The following is an 18,210-nucleotide window of genomic DNA, read 5'->3' on the forward strand; positions in this document are numbered from 1 at the left end:
CCGATCGGAAACTGCCAGGCATCCGCCCTGATCGACCGCGCCGGGCGCATGGTCTGGGCCTGCGTGCCGCGGGTCGACGGCGACCCCGTCTTTTCCGCCCTGCTCGACAACAAGCATTGGGACAGCAAGGAAGCGCGCGGCTTCTGGGCGATCGAGCTGGAAAATTGCGCCGCTGTCGAACAGCATTATATCCGCAACACGCCGATCCTGGTCACCCGCCAGAGCGACGGCCAGGGCAATGCGATCGAGATTTTCGATTTCTGCCCGCGCCACAAGCATAAGGGCCGCATGTATCGCCCGGTCGCCTTCGCGCGCATCGTGCGCCCCGCTGCCGGCAGCCCGCGCATCCGCGTCCGCCTGCGCCCCACGACAAGCTGGGGCAAGGAAAATGTCCCGGTCACCTACGGCTCCAACCATATCCGCATGGTCCTGTCCTACATGGCGATGCGGATATCGACCAACGCGCCGATCGGCCTCATTTCCCAGGAAAGCTGGTTCCGGCTGGAATCGGACATGCATTTCTTCATGGGGCCGGACGAAGGTTTTTCCGACGCGCTGCGCCCGGCGATCGAACGGATGCTGGACGACACCATCCTGGAATGGCAGCTCTGGGTGCGTGGCCTCGCCATCCCGCCCGAATGGCAGGAGGCGGTGATCCGCTCCGCCATCACCCTCAAGCTCTGCCAGCATGAGGAAACCGGCGCGATCGTCGCCGCGCTCACCACCTCGATCCCCGAACATGCCGACAGCGGCCGCAACTGGGACTATCGCTACTGCTGGGTGCGCGACGCCTATTATACGGTCGAGGCACTGAACCGGCTCGGCGCCCTCGACGTGCTGGAAACCTATCTCGTCTACCTTCGCAATATCGTCGACGGCGCCAAGGGCGGCCATATCCAGCCGCTCTACGACGTGCGCGGCAATGCCACGCTGCATGAATGGGAGGCCGCGCATCTGCCCGGCTATCGCGGCATGGGGCCGGTGCGGGTCGGCAATGCCGCCTATGAACAGATCCAGCACGACGCCTATGGCCAGATCGTCCTGTCCTCGGTCCAGGGCTTCATCGACCGGCGCCTGCTGCGCATGGCCGGCCATGCCGATTTCGAGGCGCTGGAGGCGGTGGGCGAACGCGCCTGGCAGGTCTACGATCAGCCCGACGCGGGCCTGTGGGAATTGCGCACCCGCGCCCATGTCCACAGCTACAGCGCGGTGATGTGCTGGGCCGCCTGCGATCGTCTGGCGCATGCCGCCACCGCGCTCGACCTGCCCCTGCGCGCCGCCCATTGGGAAAACCGCGCCGAAACCATGCGCGCCCGCATCATCGAATCCGCCTGGCGCGCCGACAGCAAGGCGATCTCCGCCAATTTCGAGGATGACGCGCGCGACGCGTCGCTGCTGCAACTGCTCGACCTGCGCTTCCTGACCGCTGATGATCCGATGTTCACCGGCACGCTCGAAGCGCTGGAAAAGGACCTGCGCCGCGGCAACGACATGCTGCGCTACAGCGCGCCGGACGATTTCGGCGAGCCGGTGACCGCCTTCAATGTCTGCACCTTCTGGCTGATCGAGGCGCTGCACCGCACCGGCCGGACCGAGGAGGCACGCGAACTGTTCGAGGAGATGCTGTCCCGCCGCACCGCCGCCGGCCTGCTGTCCGAAGATATCGATCCCCATAATGGGGAACTCTGGGGAAATTACCCGCAAACCTATTCGTTGGTCGGCATCATCAACTGCGCCGTCTTGCTGAGCAAACCGTGGAGCGTGATGCGATGAGCCGTCTGATAGTCATTTCCAACCGGGTCAGTCGCCCAAATGGCGCCGCCAATCAGGGTGGCCTTGCCGTGGCGCTGGCGCAGGCGCTGCGCGAAAGCCGCGGCATCTGGGTCGGCTGGTCGGGCGGCACGACCGACAATTTCACCGGCCATATCGGCTTTGCCGATGATGACGGGGTGAAGACCGCGACGATCGACCTGGAAGAACAGGATGTCGACGAATATTATAATGGCTATGCCAACAAGACGCTGTGGCCGCTGTTCCATTACCGCATCGACCTGGCCGAATATGCCCGCGATTTCGAGGGCGGGTACAATCGCGTCAACCAGCGCTTCGCCGACACCGCCAGCCCGCTGATCGAACCGGAAGACATCATCTGGGTGCAGGATTATCACATGATCCCGCTCGGCCAGATGCTGCGCGACCGGGGCCATCAGAACCGGATGGGCTTCTTCCTGCACATTCCCTGGCCGCCGACCCGCCTGCTGGTATCCCTGCCCCACCATACCAAGCTGGTCAGCACCCTCTTCGCCTATGACGTCATCGGCTTCCATACCGAGGAATGGCTGGAATCCTTCCGCCATTATGTCGAGCGCGAGATGGGCGGCACCGTGGATGGCGATTTCGTCACCGTCGGCGGTCGCACCATCCAGGCCGTCGCCTGCCCGATCGGCATCAATGCCGAAGAGTTCAAGCAGGCCGCCGCCAGCGACGCGGCGGTGGAGATGCACCGCCAGGTCCGCGCCTCGCTGCAGGATCGCTCGCTAATCGTCGGCGTCGACCGGCTCGACTATAGCAAGGGCCTGGAAGAACGGTTCAACGGCTATGCCCGCTTCCTGAAGGATCATGCCGAACATCATCGCCGGGTCGTGCTGGCGCAAATCGCACCGCCCTCGCGCGGCGAGGTGGAAAGCTATCAGCAGATCCGCGCCACGCTGGACTCGCTCGCCGGCCGCATCAACGGCGAATATAGCGATGTCGACTGGACCCCGATCCGATACGTCAACCAGGGCTATCCGCGCGACAAGCTGGCCGGCATCTATCGCTCCGCCCGGATCGGGCTGGTGACGCCGCTGCGCGACGGCATGAACCTGGTCGCCAAGGAATATGTCGCGGCCCAGAACCCGGACGATCCCGGCGTCCTGATCCTGTCCCGCTTCGCCGGCGCGGCGATGCAGCTCAAGGACGCGCTGCTCATCAACCCCTATAGCCCGGAAGAGATGTCCGACGCGATCGACCGGGCGCTGGCCATGCCACTCGACGAGCGCAAGCGGCGCTGGCGGGCGATGATGGACAGCGTCGAGCAACAGGATATCAGCTGGTGGCGCAGCGCGTTCACCGATCGGCTGGCGGCCACCCGCCAGGAAGAGCCGGAGGCCGAGCCGGAACCGGCGACCGAATGATTGAGATCAGGCACCGGTCCCGCTAGGCCGGTGCCATGCATAGCGAAGATGATGACGAACCGCGCGGCCTGTGGGCCGCCATCAGCGCCAAATCCGGCGTGATCATTGGCAGCATCGGCCTGATCGCCTGGCTGGCGCTGATCTGGTTCATGTTCGGCGACGTGCTGTAAGCTGCCTGCTGCGGATTTCCCCTTGCGCCTCGTTGAACCAGCGGCAGACATGATGCCGCTCCGGCTTCGGGAGCGCCAAATGGGGGATGTCCATGCTCGATCGCCGTTCCTTCCTCGGCAGCGCCGCTGCCGCCTCGCTCGCCGCGCCGATCGGGGCGCAAGCGCTGACCAGCGTGCCGCTGCCGGCCGCTGATCTCCATGCGAAAAATGAAGATGCCTATTGGGCGGCGCTGCGCAAACAGTTCCTGATCCCGGCCGATGTCGTGAACCTCAATGTCGGCACCGTCGGCTCTTCGCCGCGTCCGGTATTGAAGGCGATCTTCGACGGGTTCGAGACGACCGAGCAGATGACCCAGCAACGGTCGGAGGATTATCCGATCTGGGGCTATGGCGCCTGGGACCAGTATCGCAAGCCCTTTGCCGACTTCATGGGCGCGAAGGTCGAGCAGATGGCGATCCTGCGCAACTGTACCGAGGCCAACAGCTACATCGCCAATGGCTTCGACATGAAGCCGGGCGACGAAGTGCTGATCAGCGACGAGGAACATGGATCGGGCGAAATGCCCTGGATGCTGCGGTCGCGCCGCTATGGCGTGGTGGTCAAGAAATTCGCCATGCCCAAGCCGCCGAAGAACGCAGCCGAAATCCTCAACCGCATCAGCGACGCGATCACGCCGGAGACGCGGATCATCTTCGTCAGCCATATCAGCACCTCGACCGGCGTGGTGCTGCCGGCGAAGGAGATTGCCGCGCTCGCCCGGTCGAAGGGGATCATCTCCGCCTTCGACGGCGCCCACGCGCCGGGCATGATGAAGGTCGACCTCAACGATATCGGCTGCGACCTCTATACCGGGTCAATGCACAAATGGCTGTTCGCGACGAAGGGTACGGGTTTCCTCTATCTGCGCGACAAGAGCGTGATGGACCGGGTCTGGAATACGATCGCGACCGGCGGCTATGACGACCCGACCCGCATGGCGGACCGTTATATGCAGATCGGCTCCTCCTGCATCCCGACCTTGATGGGCCTGAATGCCGCGATCAGCTTCGCCGACAGCATCGGCATGGAGCGGATCGAGGCGCGCAACCGCATGCTTGCCGACTATATCCATGCCGAAATGGTGAAGCGCGGCGCGGAGGACTGGACCTCGCCCGATCCGGCGCTGCGCTGCGCGATCGCGACCGTCAATGTGCCGCCGGTGCAGCGGATGGAATTGCAGGACTGGCTCTGGAAAAATCACAAGGTGCGCATTCGCGGCGGCAACCCCAGCAAGCTGCGCCTCGCCACCCCCTATTTCCTGAGCAAGTCGGACATCGACCGCTTCCTTGGCCTGTTCGATGAATATCGGAAGATGAAGGGGGCGTAGCCGCCACAATTGCACCCCCGCCTATATTGCTCTATGGGCCACCCCAAGCAGCCCCGGCACCCGCTGATCCTTTCCGATTCGCGTTTGCCGGGGCAAAATCTTTTGTAAGAAAAAGACAGGAACGCGCATGGCCCGTCGCCGCCAGATCTACGAAGGCAAGGCAAAGATCCTTTACGAAGGCCCCGAGCCCGGCACGATCATCCAATATTTCAAGGATGATGCGACCGCCTTCAATGCCCAGAAGAAGGGCACGATTTCGGGCAAGGGCGTGCTCAATAACCGTATCTCCGAGCATATCTTCACCCTGCTCGGCCAGATCGGCGTGCCGACCCACTTCATCCGCCGCCTCAACATGCGCGAACAGCTCGTCCGCCAGGTCGAGATCGTGCCGATCGAGGTCGTGGTGCGCAACGTCGCCGCCGGTTCGCTGTCGAAGAAGCTCGGCATCGAGGAAGGCACCCAGCTGCCCCGCACACTGATCGAATATTGCTACAAGGATGATGCGCTGGGCGACCCGCTGATCTCCGAAGAGCATATTGCCTGCTTCGGCTGGGCCACGCAGGAGGAGATGCACGACATCGCCGACATGGCGATCCGCATCAACGACTTCATGTGCGGCCTGTTCGCCGGCATCGGCATCCGCCTGATCGACTTCAAGCTGGAATTCGGCCGCCTCTATGACGGCGATTACAGCCGCATCATCCTGGCCGACGAGATCAGCCCCGATGGCTGCCGCCTGTGGGACATGGCGACCAACGAGAAGCTGGACAAGGATCGCTTCCGTCGCGACCTCGGCGGCGAAGTCGAAGCCTATCAGGAAGTGGCGCGCCGCCTGGGCCTGCTGCCCGAAGGGCTGGACACCACCGTCCTCGACCTCGACACGCATCGCAAGAAGCGCGAGAAGGACTGATCTACGAAAAGGCCGGCCTCAGCGCCGGCCTTTTTCTTTCAGCTCTTAGGCGAGGATGGCATCCGCCATCAGCTTGAGCCCCAGCAGCACCATCAGCACATAGATGAGCGTATAGAAGCGCGCGGCGTCGACCCGCCGGACCAGCCAGACGCCGGCAAAGGTCGAGACCACCGCCACCGGCACCAGCAGCGCCGTCGCCATCAGATTGGCATGGGTGAACTGGCCGAGCGCGGCATAGGCGGGCACCTTCATCCAGTTCATGACAGCGAAGGCGACAGCCGTGGTGCCGACCAGCATGTCGCGCGGCAGCTTTTTCGGCAGCACCCACATCTGGAAGGGCGGCGATCCGGCATGGGCGATCTGGCTGGTGAAGCCGCTCGCGATACCGAAGAGGGTGCCGACCCAGCCCGGCGAGGTCGAGGGCAGGACGATCGCCCCGCCCCGCTCGACCCAGAGCCGCTGTAACCCGAACAAGGTGGAAATGGCGCCGAGCGCGCCCAGCACCGCAGTTTCGGAAACCTGCGCCGCGAACCAGTAGCCCAGCCCGACGCCGATCGCCATGCCGGGCAGCATCACCGCCAGGATATGTCCGTCCCAGCTGCGGCGGAAGGCCCAGACGCTGACCGCATCCTGCAGGATCAGGATCGGCAGCAGGATCGCCGCGCCGCGCACCGGATCGACGCCCAGCGCCATGATCGGCATGGCCAGCGCCCCGACACCGGCAAAGCCGCCCTTGGCGAGCCCCGATATGATGACGGCGATGATGGCACAGGCGAGATAGAGAAGGTCGGGACTCATGCCCCAGCCTTATAAGCAGTTGCCGGCAAAGAGAATAAGCGGGGCGACCTGAGCCGCCCCGCCCGTGACATTCAGTTCCGTTCGCGTCCCAGATTGGGCAGGAAGGCGGTGAGCAGGCCGATCGCCGGCAGGAAGGCGCAGACACGGAACACCATCTCGATGCTGCTATGGTCGGCCAGCCAGCCCAGCCCGGCCGCGCCCAGCCCGCCCATGCCGAAGGAGAAGCCGAAGAACAGGCCGGAGATCATGCCGACCTTGCCGGGCACCAGTTCCTGCGCGAAGACGACGATCGCGGGAAAGGCGGAGGCGAGGATCAGGCCTATGATGACGGTCAGCGGCCCGCTCCAGAACAGCCCGGCATAGGGCAGCGCCAAGGTGAAGGGCAGCGCCCCCAGGATCGAGAACCAGATCACATATTTGCGCCCGAACCGGTCGCCCAGCGGCCCGCCCGCGACCGTGCCGACCGCCACCGCCGCCAGGAAGGCGAACAGATGGAGCTGCGCATTCTGTACCGACAGGTCGAACCGCTGGATCAGGTAGAAGGTGTAATAGCTCGTCAGGCTGGCGAGATAGACATATTTGGAGAAGATCAGCGCCAGCAGGATCGCGATGCCCCGCGCCGCCTGCCCACGCGGCAGTTCGATATGCAGCGCGCCGGCGCCACCGACCTGCAGCCGACTGAGGCCATGATGGCGATACCAGTTGGCGACATTCCACAGCACCGCGCCCGACAGCAGCGCCAGCAGCGCGAAGAAGGCCAGGCTTGACTGGCCCCAGCGCACCACGACCAGCGCGGCCGCCAGCGGCCCCAGCGCCTGCCCCGCATTGCCACCGACCTGGAACAGCGACTGGGCTAGGCCATGGCGACCGCCGGCCGCCATCCGCGCCACGCGCGAGGATTCGGGGTGGAAGACCGAGGATCCGACGCCCAGCAGCGCCGCGCCGACCAGCACCAGTCCATAGCTGTGCGCGATCGACAGCACGGTCAGGCCCGCCAGCGAGAAGAGCGTGCCACCCGGCAGCGCCATCGGCGTCGGTCGCTTGTCGGCATAGAGGCCGATCATCGGCTGCAGGATCGACGCCGTGATTTGATAGACCAAGGTCACCATGCCGATCTGGCCGAAGCTCAGATGTAGCTCGCTCTTGAGGCCCGGATAGATGGCGGGAAGCAGCGACTGCATCATGTCGTTGAGCAGATGGCAGAAGCTGATTGCCACGATCACGCCAAATGCCGTGCCGCCCGCTGCCAATTGTGCGCCTGCCTTTTCTATCCTTATCTCTTTCATTGCCCGTTCCTTTCTGAGGCCGGACCGATTAGCGCTTCCCTTCTCGTCCCGCTTCCGCATATGGGCCAATCTCTTTTGCAAGCGGGACAATCATGGATCACCGGCACCCTGACGATCATGAGAATGTGCCCCGGCCCGTGGTCGGCATCGGCAATGATTATCCGCCCTCCTTCGAACTGGCCGAGCATCAGCATCGGCGCGGGCAATTGCTCTATGCGGCGTCCGGCGTGGTCGCGGTGAGCACCCCGCAGGGCGCCTGGGTGGCCCCACCCGAACGGGCCGTCTGGATTCCGGGCGGCACGCCCCATTCGGTGCGGATGGTGGGCGCCGTGCAGACGCGCAGCGTGCTGGTCGACCAGGCCGTCTATCCCGGCCTGGCCCGGTCCTGCCGGGTGCTCGGCGTATCACCGCTGCTGCGCCAGTTGCTGGTGGAGGCCGCCCATGTTCCGATCGAATATGAGGAAGCGGCGCGTGATGGCCTCGTCATGCGGCTGCTGGTGGCTGAGATCGAGCGGGCGCCTCTGATCCCGCTCGCCGTGCCCTTCCCGCGCCATCCCGCGCTTGCGACCCGTTGCCACGCCTTTGTCGAACAGCCACAGGCGCATGTAACGATCGACCAATGGGCCGACGCGCTGGCGATGAACCGGCGCCGCTTCACCCGGCTGTTCCGCCAGGAAACGGGCATGAGCTTCGCGCAATGGCGGCAACAGGCCTGCCTGTCGGCGGCCCTGCCCCGGCTGGCGGCGGGCGAACCGATCACGACGATCGCGCTGGACCTGGGCTATGACGGGCCGGCCAATTTCTCGACCATGTTCAAGCGGGCGCTGGGAGTCTCGCCCAGCCGCTATCGCCCCTAAAGGATCAGGCGGACTTGGCCCGATAGCCGATCAGCAAGCCGAAGCAGAAGGTCGCCAGCAGCGCCAACTGGACCCGGCCATGCGGGTCGTCATAGCCGACAATCTGCTGCCCCCAGGCAAAAAGTCCCACAAACATCGCCAGTGCCAGACCGGACATGCCCCATATCCCTGTAAAAACTCCGGCCTCAGATTATCCTCAGCTTCCTAAGAAAGTCATAATCTCTTGCCTGCGCGCCGCGCCGCGCCTAGGGGGAGCGGCAAAGTTCATCCCCCCGCATCGGCGGGCGGCATGCCAAGGAGTTTGCACCTCATGAAAGCCCGCATCTTCGTCACTCTCAAGGGCGGCGTCCTCGATCCGCAGGGCCGTGCGATCCATCACGCGCTCGAAGGCCTGGGCTTTGGCGGCGTCAACGACGTGCGCGCCGGCAAGCTCATCGAGCTGGACCTGGCCGATGGCACCAGCGACGAGGATATCGACGCCATGTGCCGCAAGCTGCTGGCCAACACGGTTATCGAAAACTACCGCATCGAAAAGGTGGCCTGAGCCATGAAGAGCGCCGTCATCGTCTTTCCGGGCAGCAATTGCGACCGCGACCTGGCGGTGGCGTTCGAGGCTGCGATCGGTTCCAAGCCCACCATGGTGTGGCATCGCGATACCGAACTGCCCGACGACATCGACCTGATCGGCGTGCCCGGCGGCTTTTCCTATGGCGACTATCTGCGCTCCGGCGCGATGGCCGCCCGCTCGCCGGTGATGCAGGCCGTCGCCCGCGCCGCCGACCGTGGCGCCTTTGTCCTGGGCATCTGCAACGGCTTCCAGGTGCTGACCGAAAGCGGTCTGCTGCCCGGCGCGCTGCTGCGCAACGCTGGCGGCCATTTCGTCTGCCGCGACGTCGCCCTGACCGTCGAGAACGCCCAGAGCGCCTTCACCAGCCGCTATGCCGCCGGCGAAGCGATCAGCTTCCCGGTCGCCCATCATGACGGCAATTATTTCGCCGACGACGCCACGCTCGATCGGCTGGAAGGCGAAGGCCGCGTCGCGCTGCGCTACGCCCAGAACATCAACGGTTCGGCCCGCAACATCGCCGGCGTCCTCAACGAAGCCGGCAATGTACTGGGCATGATGCCCCACCCCGAGCGCGTGATCGAACCGGCCCACGGCAACACCGACGGCCAGCGCCTGTTCGCCGGCCTGGTCGAGGGCCTTCTCGCCCGCGCCTGATCACCGGATCGAAATTGCAAAAGCCCGCCACGCATCAGCGCGGCGGGCTTTTTTTTGTGCTCAGGTCGGTGTCTCAGCGGTCAGCCGCCCCGGTGATAGTCGTAATCATAGGCCCGGCCATGCGCCTTGGTCAGCACGGCTCCGACGATCGAGCCGCCGGCCCGGCGCAGTCGTTCCACCGCAACCCGCAGGCCGCCATGATGGTTGCGGCCCCATTCGACCACCAGCAGCGTGACCTGCACCTTGGCGGCGAGCAGTTGCGCGTCCGACATGCCCAGGATCGGCGGCGCGTCGATCAGCACCGTGTCATAGCGGTCGCGCACCGCGCCCAGCAGTGCGTCGAGCGCCGGGGTGGAAAGCAATTCCGCCGGATTGGGCGGCACCGCGCCACAGGGCAGCAGAGATACGCCCGCGACACCGCTGTCGAGGATCAGATCCTCGACCTTGCCTTGGCCCGTCAGCACCTCGCTGATGCCGCGCGTCGCGGTCACCCGGAACAGGCTGTGCTGCACCGGCCGGCGCATGTCGGCGTCGATCACCAGCACCTTCTTGTCCAGCCGCGCCAACGCGCGGGCCAGCGCGTTGACGGTCAGCGACTTGCCTTCCTCCTCCTGCGCGCTGGTAACCAGGATGGAGCGCGGCAGGCCGGCAACCGATGCCAGTTGCAGCGACGCCGCGATCGGCGCGAAGATGTCGGGCGCGCTCGGCTGGTCGCCGGTGGTCGGTACTGCGCCCAGCAGCGGCAGGTCGACCCGCTCCGCCAGCGTATCGGCCGACGTCACCGCATCGTCGAACATGTGCCGCGCCGCGATCAGCAGCAGGCCCAGCAGCATGCCGCCGAGCAGCGCGACCAGCATGATCTGGCCGGCATGGGGGGCAAAGGGCGTGGTCGGCACCGCCGCCCGGTCGAGCGGCTGGATACGGCCGGCCTGAAAGCCCGCCTGCGACGCCATGTCGCGATAACGCTGCAACAGGCTGTCATGCAGCAGGCGATAGGTTTCGACCGACCGGCTCATCATGCTCATCTGCATGTCGCGGCCGCGCTCGACCCGCGCATCGCCTTCCAGCGCGGCGATTTCCGAAGCGATCTGCTTCTCGCCATGCGCCGCCACCTCATATTCCTGGCGCAGCGACGCCCGGATCGTGTTCGCCATGCTCTCGGCCTGGTCGTCCAGTGCCGCCAGCCGTGCCCGCGCCTCGCGCATTTCGGGGTGGGCATCCTTGCGGAACTGCCGTTCCTCGACCAGCGCCGCGCGCGCCTGCGCCCGCTCCGCCATCAACTGCTGCATGGCGCCGTTACCCAGCACCTCGGGCAGCGTCTCGGCGCTCGCCGCCTTCGCGCTTTCCCAGCGCTTCTGCGCGGCGATACGGTCCGCGACCGCCTGCGCGCGGAAGGCGTTGAGCTGCGCCAGACGCGCCGCGGTCGATCCTTCCGGCACCGGCGCGGCGTCCGGCTTTGCGTCCTTGCCGTCGCTCTTCTTTTCCTCGCCCGTGGTCGCCTCGACCGGCATCGCGCCGGTGCGCGAGGCATAGACCGCCAGATCGCGTTCGGCCCGTTCCAGATCCTTGCGTGCCCCATCCAGCTCGCCCAGCAGGAAACGACGCGCCTGCACGCCGGACTCAAAGCCGCGCTTCAGGTCCGCCCGGATCAGGCTGTCGGCATAGCTGTTCGCCACCCGCGCCGACAAGGCCGGATCGGCGCTGACGAAGCTGATGCGCAGCACCCGCGACTTGCCCGGCAGTTCGACCTGCAAATTGTCGCGCAGCAGCTTGATGACCTGCTCATGCTCGACCTGGCGCTGGGTCAGGCTGCCCTGCCCCTGTGCCGGGCGGCGCGCATCCATGCCCTGGAAGAAGACCGGGCTGCCGACCAGCGCCAGATCGCGCGCGACATCCTCGGCCAGTGCCCGGCTGCGCAGCACTTCCAGCTCGGTCTGCATCATGCTTTCCGTGTCGGCCGCGCTGACCGGCTTCTGCATCGCGCCGGCGCCGGCGGCCCCCGCCGGCACGTCCTCCACCTCGACCGAGGCGGTCGCGCGATAATCTGGCGTCGACAGCAGGATATAGATGACGCCCGCCAGCACGCAGAGCGCCATGGTAACGAACAGGATCACCCGGTGCCGCCGCACCACGGTCCATGTGCCGCGCGCGCTTTCGACAAAGCGGGTGGTGCGATCCTCCTCGCCAGCCTGACGCTGTTCCAGTTCGATGATCCGGGACACCATCAATTGCCTCCGTCTATGGCGATGAAGCCGGTCGCGACGGCAGGAATGGCGATCAGCGCGCCGCCAAGGATAGCCTTGGCGCGCGACAGACCGACGATCACCAGATCGCCGGGCAATATTTCAGGATCGGGCGCTTCGCCCTTGCGGATGGCGCCCAGGTCGAAGGTCGCAGCCTGGCGCTGCCCCTCGACGGTGCGGACCACCACCACCTGCCCCAGGCTCGCCAGTCGGGTCGTGCCATGGGCCAGCGCCACCGCCTGGATGAGGCCGATCCGGCCTTCGATCGGGAACAGGCCGGGCTCGCGCACCTCGCCATCGACGGTGATGCGGCGGCCGACCGCCTGCTTCACGAACACCGTGACCTGCGGCGACACCAGATAGCGCTCGCCAAGCCTACCGGCGATCACGTCCGACGCCTCGCCGGCGGTCAGCCCGCCGATCGACACATCGCCGACCAGCGGCATGCGGACCATGCCGGCCGCGCTGACCCGCGCATCCTCCAGCGACAGGTCGGGCTCATGATAGACCTGGATACGCAGCACATCGTCGGGACTGATGACATAGTCGCGGCCCACCGCGGCGGGCGCGGGCATCAGCGCATAGGCGGCCTCGCCGCGCGGGGCATCCTCTACAGTCGAGCAGCCGGCGAGCAGCATCGCCGCTGCCGCGACGGCGCCGCCCTTCATGCCCTTGCCATAGTGCCCCAAAATCTGGCGCTTCATGCGCATCAACACCCCATTGCGAACCGGGTGCGGCCCGCAAAAGGGCCGCTCGGCTCGGGGGTTAGCGACGCGGCACCGTCATGGCAACCGCGCGGGGGGCAGGACGAACCGCCCGGCCGACGATCAGACCGCGATGCGCTGCGCGGCCGGCTCGGGCTGACGACGCGGCTGGTCGGGCCAGATGCCGCGCGTATCATAGACGGCCTTGCCGGCACGTTCGTCGACGGGAACGGATTTGAACATGTCATGATCGACAAGAATGATGAACACGCCGCATTGTTCCAGAGCCGTATCGAGATCGATCAGTTCGGCACCGGTGCCGGCGAACTCCATCGGCAGATCCTGGGCATAGGGTTCGACGAGCTTGACCCGCTTGCCGTAGCGGCGGGCGAGCCGGCTGGCGACCTTGACTGCCGGGCTTTCACGGAAATCGTCGATGTTCGGCTTGAAGGCAAGGCCGAGGCAGGCGACATCCTCGCCGGCAAAGGCGTCTATCATGTCCGACGATTTGGCCACGACATAATCGGTCTTGCCGTCGTTCACCTCGCGCGCGGTGCGGATGATGCGGGCATTTTCCGGGTCGCCATGGACGATGAACCAGGGATCGACGGCGATGCAATGACCGCCAACGCCCGGCCCCGGCTGCAATATGTTGACGCGCGGATGGCGGTTGGCGAGGCGGATCACTTCCCACACGTCGATGTCCATACGGTCGGCAATCACCGACAATTCATTGGCAAAGGCGATGTTGACATCGCGGAAGCTGTTTTCGACCAGCTTCACCATTTCGGCCGCCCGCGCCGTGGTGGTGATGCAGGCTCCGCGCACGAACTGGCGATAGAAGCCCAGCGCCTTGCGCGCGCAGCGCGGCGTGATGCCGCCGATGCAGCGATCATTGTCGATCAGCTCGACCAGGATGCGGCCGGGCAGCACCCGCTCGGGGCAATAGGCGATGGCGATGTCGCCCGCGACGCCCGGCGCCGGCATCTTGAGGTCGGGGCGCAGTTCGGCGATCAGGTCGCGCATAGCCTCGGTCGTGCCGACCGGCGAGGTAGATTCCAGGATCACCGTATCGCCGTTCTTCAGCACCGGCGCGACGGTCCGCGCCGCCTGCAGCACATAGGAGATGTCGGGCGCGCGGTCCTCGGCCACCGGGGTCGGCACCGCAATGATGAAGACGTCACTGGCCTCTACGCTGAGCGAGGCGCGCAGATTGCCGCGTGCCACCACGCCCTGCACCAGGCCGTCCAGATCGACTTCCTCAATATGGACCCGCCCCGAATTGACCGTCTCGACCACATGGGCGCTGACATCGACACCGACGACCTGTGCCCCGCCGCGCGCGATCAGCGCCGCAGTCGGCAGGCCGATATAGCCCAGGCCAATGACGGAAACCTTCTGCTTGCTGTCGACGGGCATGGATATTTCAAATCCTTTTTGATCTGTTCAGCCTGTTCCTGCCCGAAAATACTGAAGATTCCGGTAATGGACAGGATCGAGTGTCAGTGCCGCGCCATTTGCAAACCGATCAGCAAGATCGATGCAACCCAGACCATGCCAATATAGAGCCGTATCCGTCGTTGCGGAAGGACCATGCCTGACGGCAACCGAACGGCTGGCTTTCCCCATGCCCAGACCAGCACCGCGCCCTGCGGCAGCGTGACGTAGAGCAGCATCAATACCCGACCAACCCAACTCGGCGCGCCAAAGCTGAACAGCAGCATCTGGACGATTGCCAGGACGATGAAAGCCATGACGACCGCGCAGGCAACCACCGGCCCATAGCTGCCAAATTCCTCGAGATCGACGGCCTCCGCCTGATCGGCGGCTTCATCCGCGAACAGCCGGTCGAGCTGGTCCTCGTCAGGCGCCATCGGCAATAATCTCCGCGATCCGCTCGGCCGCCTTGCCGTCGCCGAACGGGTTATGGGCACGGGCCATCGCCTGATAGGCGGCATCATCGTCGAGCAGCGCCAGCACCTCGCGCACGATCCGGTTCCGGTCCGCGCCGACCAGCTTCGCCGTGCCAGCCTGCACCCCTTCGGGCCGTTCGGTGGTCTCGCGCATCACCAGCACCGGCTTGCCGAGCGAGGGCGCCTCTTCCTGCACGCCGCCGCTGTCGGTGAGCACCAGATGGCACAGGTCGAGCAGGCGGACGAAATGCGGATAGTCGAGTGGTTCGATCATCGCGACATTGGGCAGGTCGCCCAACACCGCATCCATGACCGGACGGACATTGGGATTGGGATGGACGGGGAAGATCACCGCGACATCGGGCCGCGCGGCGATATCGGCGATGGAGCGCGCGATCGCCTCCATCCCGCCGCCGAAATTCTCGCGACGGTGGCTGGTGACGGCAACGATCCGCTTGCCCGCGAAACGCGCCGCCAGATCATCAAGGCCGCTGGCCAGTGCCGGTTCGCCATTGACCCGATCGACCGTCGCCAACAGCGCGTCGATCACGGTATTTCCCGTGACATGAATGCCGGCCGCGTCGCGATTTTCCCGCAGCAGCGCATCGGCCGCCGCCTGGGTCGGCGCGAAATTCATGTCGGCAATGCACGCCACGACGCGGCGATTGACCTCCTCGGGCCAGGGATGATGGATGTCGCCGCTGCGCAGGCCGGCCTCGACATGGGCGACCGGGATCTTGCGATAATAGGCCGCCAGGCTCGCCACCATCGTCGTCAGCGTGTCGCCATGCACCACCACCCGATCGGGCTTTTCCGCGTCGAACGCCTCGCCCAGCGCGACGATCAACTTGGCGGTCAGCCCGTCCAGCGTCTGGTTGGGCGTCATGACGTCCAGATCGATGTCGGGCACGATACCGGCAATCTCCAGCACCTGGTCCAGCAGGCCGCGATGCTGCGCCGTCACGATCACGCGGGTGTCGATATCGGCACGCGCCTTGAGCGCGTGGATCACCGGAAACAGCTTGATCGCTTCCGGCCGTGTCCCAAATACCAGCGCTACTTTCACTCTGTGCCCTTTCGTTCGGATGCGCCTTCCCTGGCAAAAAAGGGTAACCAGCCGCTAAACGGTAGCATGGTAATTACGCAAAGGCGCGAATTGTATTGCGTTATGACTATGCTAGAGCCTCAAACCAATCACTTCCCGTTTGGAGTTCCACCAACTCATGAAAATCACCATGATCGGCACCGGCTATGTCGGCCTCGTCTCCGGGGCCTGCTTTGCGGATTTCGGCCATGATGTCGCCTGCGTCGACAAGGATGCGGGCAAGATCGCCGCGATCGAGGCCGGCACGATGCCGATCTACGAACCCGGCCTTGACCAGCTGGTCGGCACCAACGCCGCCGCCGGTCGCCTGACCTTCACCACCGACCTGCCCGAAGGCGTGAAGGGCGCCGACGCCATCTTCATCGCCGTCGGCACGCCCTCGCGGCGCGGCGATGGCCATGCCGACCTCAGCTATGTCTATGCCGCCGCCAAGGAGATCGTCGAATCCCTTGATGGCCCTGCGGTCATCGTCACCAAGTCGACCGTGCCCGTCGGCACCGGCGACGAGGTCGAGCGGATCGCGCGCGAACTGCGCCCGGACCTCGACATCCAGGTCGTGTCGAACCCCGAATTCCTGCGCGAAGGCGCGGCGATCGGCGACTTCAAGCGCCCTGACCGCGTCGTCGTGGGCACCACCGGATCGGAACGCGCCATTTCGGTGATGAGCCAGGTCTATCGCCCGCTGAACCTCAACCAGGCGCCGCTGATGTTCACCGGCCGTCGCACGGCCGAACTGATCAAATATGCCGCCAACGCCTTCCTGGCGACCAAGATCACCTTCATCAACGAGATGGCGGACCTGTGCGAGGCGGTCGGCGCCGAAGTGCAGGACGTGTCGCGCGGCATCGGCCTCGACAAGCGGATCGGCAGCAAGTTCCTGCATGCCGGTCCGGGCTATGGCGGCTCCTGCTTCCCCAAGGATACGCTGGCCCTGGTCAAGACCGGGCAGGATTATGACGCGCCGATCCGCATCGTCGAAACCGTGGTGCAGGTGAACGACCTGCGCAAGCGCGCCATGGGCCGCAAGATCGTGAAGGCGCTGGGCGGTGAAGCGCGCGGCAAGACCGTCGCCCTGCTGGGCGTCACCTTCAAGCCCAATACCGACGACATGCGCGACGCGCCCAGCCTGGCGATCGTGCAGGCGCTGGAGGATGCCGGCGCGAAGGTCGTCGCCTATGATCCCGAGGGCATGGACGTCGCCGCGCCGATGATGCCCGGCGTCACCATGGCCGGTTCGGCCTATGAGGCCGCTTCCGGCGCCGACGCGCTGGTACTGGTGACCGAATGGGACGCCTTCCGCGCGCTGGATCTCAAGCGCCTGGCCAGCTCGATGAGCGCGCCGGTACTGGTCGATCTGCGCAACATCTATCCGGTCGCGGAAGCGGAAGCCGCCGGCTTCACCGTCACCCGCGTGGGTGGAAAGGGCAGCGCCGCCTGATGTGGCCATGGGAAGAGGAGGGCGTCAGCGCCCTCCCCCAACTGCGCCACTGGCTGCTGGCCGCCATGCTGATCCTGGGCGCGATGCTGGCCGTGCCGATCTTCGCCGCGCTCACCTGACGCCGTCAGGCCTTGAGCTTCCAGCCCTTGCGCAGCAGCACATAGCAGAGCAGCGCCAGCCCGGCATTGAGCGCCAGCAGCACGACGCTGCCGACCAGCACATTGCCGTCCGCCGCCGCGACGAAGCCATAGCGGAAACCGGAAATGGCGTAGAAGAAGGGGTTGGCGTGGCTGATCGCGCGGAAGAGCGGCGACAGGCGGTCGATCGAATAGAAGGTGCCCGACAGCAGCGTCATCGGCCCGATCACGAAATTGGTGATCGCGGCGGCATGATCGAATTTTTCCGCCCAGATCGACGTCATCACGCCGATGAAGGCGGTCAGGCTGGCGCCCATCAGGCCGAACCAGATCACCGCCCACAGATGCGTCGGCGTCACATGCACGCCCGGCCACAGCGCCATCGCCCCCCACAGCGCCAGACCGACCGCAACCGCGCGCGTCACTGCCGCGCCGACCAGCGCCAGCAGCAATTCGCCCACCGACAGCGGCGGCATCAGATAGTCGATCAGCGTCCCCTGCATCTTGCCCGCCAGCAGCGAGAAGCTGCTGTTGGCAAAGGCATTGTTCATCATGCCCATCATCATCAGGCCCGGCGCGATGAAATCGGCAAAGGGCACGCCCAGCACCTGGCGGTTCGCCCCGCCCAGCGCGATGGTGAAAATCACCAGGAACATCAGCGTGGTAACGGCCGGCGCCCAGATCGTCTGGAGCTGCACCTTCATGAAGCGCCGCACTTCCTTGCGGTAGAGCGCGCGCATGCCGGCCCAGTTGACGTTGCGGATCACCAACTCCCCCGGTTCATGGAAGGGAACGGGTGCGGGATGGGCGGCTGCAATTTTGGGCTGGTCGTTCATGATGGGATCGACTATCGGCTGGTCCGTTATGCCGCAAGGGCGTTCTGC

Annotated in this window: 18 protein-coding genes; 9 read left to right on the forward strand and 9 right to left on the reverse strand. The window is 65.5% G+C overall.

Features of this window, described 5'->3' with window-relative positions; translation table 11 throughout:
• Positions 1-3: 3 nt before the first annotated feature.
• The 5 genes from HH800_RS10665 (at position 4) to purC (ending at position 5,623) form a co-directional block, all read left to right on the forward strand.
• Positions 4-1,773 (forward strand): glycoside hydrolase family 15 protein, encoded by a 1,770-nt coding sequence (locus tag HH800_RS10665; RefSeq protein ID WP_268932931.1) that lies wholly within the window; start codon positions 4-6, stop codon positions 1,771-1,773.
• The gene (gene otsA, locus HH800_RS10670) at positions 1,770-3,176 is read left to right on the forward strand and encodes an alpha,alpha-trehalose-phosphate synthase (UDP-forming) (protein ID WP_004207349.1); all 1,407 of its coding nucleotides are present in this window, start codon (positions 1,770-1,772) and stop codon (positions 3,174-3,176) included. The genes HH800_RS10665 and otsA overlap by 4 nt, the downstream gene beginning before the upstream one ends.
• 35 nt (positions 3,177-3,211) lie before the next feature.
• On the forward strand, positions 3,212-3,346 hold the full coding sequence (locus tag HH800_RS29360) for a hypothetical protein (RefSeq protein ID WP_004207350.1): 135 nt from the start codon (positions 3,212-3,214) through the stop codon (positions 3,344-3,346).
• 92 nt (positions 3,347-3,438) lie between these two features.
• Positions 3,439-4,713 (forward strand): aminotransferase class V-fold PLP-dependent enzyme, encoded by a 1,275-nt coding sequence (locus HH800_RS10675; RefSeq protein ID WP_169861043.1) that lies wholly within the window; start codon positions 3,439-3,441, stop codon positions 4,711-4,713.
• Between the two features lie 127 nt (positions 4,714-4,840).
• Complete coding sequence (purC, locus tag HH800_RS10680; protein WP_004207352.1) at positions 4,841-5,623, forward strand: phosphoribosylaminoimidazolesuccinocarboxamide synthase; 783 nt, start codon at positions 4,841-4,843, stop codon at positions 5,621-5,623.
• A gap of 45 nt (positions 5,624-5,668) precedes the next feature.
• Here the strand turns inward: purC and HH800_RS10685 are convergent, their stop codons facing one another.
• Both HH800_RS10685 and HH800_RS10690 read right to left on the reverse strand, forming a co-directional pair.
• Positions 5,669-6,421, reverse strand: a complete 753-nt coding sequence (locus HH800_RS10685) for a sulfite exporter TauE/SafE family protein (protein WP_037519648.1) — start codon at positions 6,419-6,421, stop codon at positions 5,669-5,671.
• A 71-nt stretch (positions 6,422-6,492) separates the two neighbouring features.
• Entirely contained in the window at positions 6,493-7,707 is a 1,215-nt protein-coding gene (locus HH800_RS10690; RefSeq protein ID WP_169861044.1) for an MFS transporter, read from the reverse strand.
• 92 nt (positions 7,708-7,799) lie between these two features.
• On the opposite strand from HH800_RS10690, the gene HH800_RS10695 reads away from it, so the two are divergent.
• Positions 7,800-8,564, forward strand: coding sequence for an AraC family transcriptional regulator (locus HH800_RS10695; protein WP_037519643.1), 765 nt, complete (start codon positions 7,800-7,802; stop codon positions 8,562-8,564).
• Between the two features lie 4 nt (positions 8,565-8,568).
• Here the strand turns inward: HH800_RS10695 and HH800_RS10700 are convergent, their stop codons facing one another.
• The gene (locus HH800_RS10700; protein ID WP_017499503.1) at positions 8,569-8,721 is read right to left on the reverse strand and encodes a hypothetical protein; all 153 of its coding nucleotides are present in this window, start codon (positions 8,719-8,721) and stop codon (positions 8,569-8,571) included.
• Positions 8,722-8,874: 153 nt separating this feature from the next.
• On the opposite strand from HH800_RS10700, the gene purS reads away from it, so the two are divergent.
• Both purS and purQ read left to right on the forward strand, forming a co-directional pair.
• Positions 8,875-9,108, forward strand: a complete 234-nt coding sequence (gene purS, locus HH800_RS10705; protein ID WP_004207358.1) for a phosphoribosylformylglycinamidine synthase subunit PurS — start codon at positions 8,875-8,877, stop codon at positions 9,106-9,108.
• A gap of 3 nt (positions 9,109-9,111) precedes the next feature.
• Entirely contained in the window at positions 9,112-9,786 is a 675-nt protein-coding gene (gene purQ / locus HH800_RS10710) for a phosphoribosylformylglycinamidine synthase subunit PurQ (protein ID WP_169861045.1), read from the forward strand.
• 80 nt (positions 9,787-9,866) lie between these two features.
• Here purQ and HH800_RS10715 read toward each other — a convergent pair whose 3' ends face one another.
• From HH800_RS10715 to wecB, 5 genes are all read right to left on the reverse strand, one after another.
• Complete coding sequence (locus HH800_RS10715) at positions 9,867-12,011, reverse strand: GumC family protein (RefSeq protein WP_169861046.1); 2,145 nt, start codon at positions 12,009-12,011, stop codon at positions 9,867-9,869.
• Positions 12,011-12,739 (reverse strand): polysaccharide biosynthesis/export family protein, encoded by a 729-nt coding sequence (locus tag HH800_RS10720; protein WP_097383435.1) that lies wholly within the window; start codon positions 12,737-12,739, stop codon positions 12,011-12,013. Before HH800_RS10720 ends, HH800_RS10715 begins: the two co-directional genes overlap by 1 nt.
• A 117-nt stretch (positions 12,740-12,856) precedes the next feature.
• Positions 12,857-14,152: a UDP-N-acetyl-D-mannosamine dehydrogenase gene (wecC, locus tag HH800_RS10725; RefSeq protein ID WP_069338254.1), complete on the reverse strand. Its 1,296-nt coding sequence runs from the start codon at positions 14,150-14,152 to the stop codon at positions 12,857-12,859.
• Between the two features lie 83 nt (positions 14,153-14,235).
• Positions 14,236-14,607, reverse strand: coding sequence for a hypothetical protein (locus HH800_RS10730; protein ID WP_169861047.1), 372 nt, complete (start codon positions 14,605-14,607; stop codon positions 14,236-14,238).
• Entirely contained in the window at positions 14,597-15,712 is a 1,116-nt protein-coding gene (gene wecB / locus HH800_RS10735; RefSeq protein ID WP_169861048.1) for a non-hydrolyzing UDP-N-acetylglucosamine 2-epimerase, read from the reverse strand. The genes HH800_RS10730 and wecB overlap by 11 nt, the downstream gene beginning before the upstream one ends.
• A gap of 157 nt (positions 15,713-15,869) precedes the next feature.
• Here wecB and HH800_RS10740 point away from each other — a divergent pair, with 157 nt between their 5' ends.
• Positions 15,870-17,189 carry a UDP-glucose dehydrogenase family protein gene (locus HH800_RS10740; RefSeq protein WP_169861049.1) on the forward strand — a complete coding sequence of 440 codons (1,320 nt, stop codon included), beginning with the start codon at positions 15,870-15,872 and terminating at the stop codon, positions 17,187-17,189.
• Between the two features lie 124 nt (positions 17,190-17,313).
• On the opposite strand, the gene HH800_RS10745 is transcribed toward HH800_RS10740, so the two are convergent.
• Entirely contained in the window at positions 17,314-18,162 is an 849-nt protein-coding gene (locus tag HH800_RS10745) for an ABC transporter permease (protein ID WP_004207367.1), read from the reverse strand.
• Between the last annotated feature and the right edge of the window lie 48 nt (positions 18,163-18,210).

It is taken from the genome of Sphingobium yanoikuyae (assembly GCF_013001025.1).
GTDB classification, from domain to species: domain Bacteria; phylum Pseudomonadota; class Alphaproteobacteria; order Sphingomonadales; family Sphingomonadaceae; genus Sphingobium; species Sphingobium yanoikuyae_A.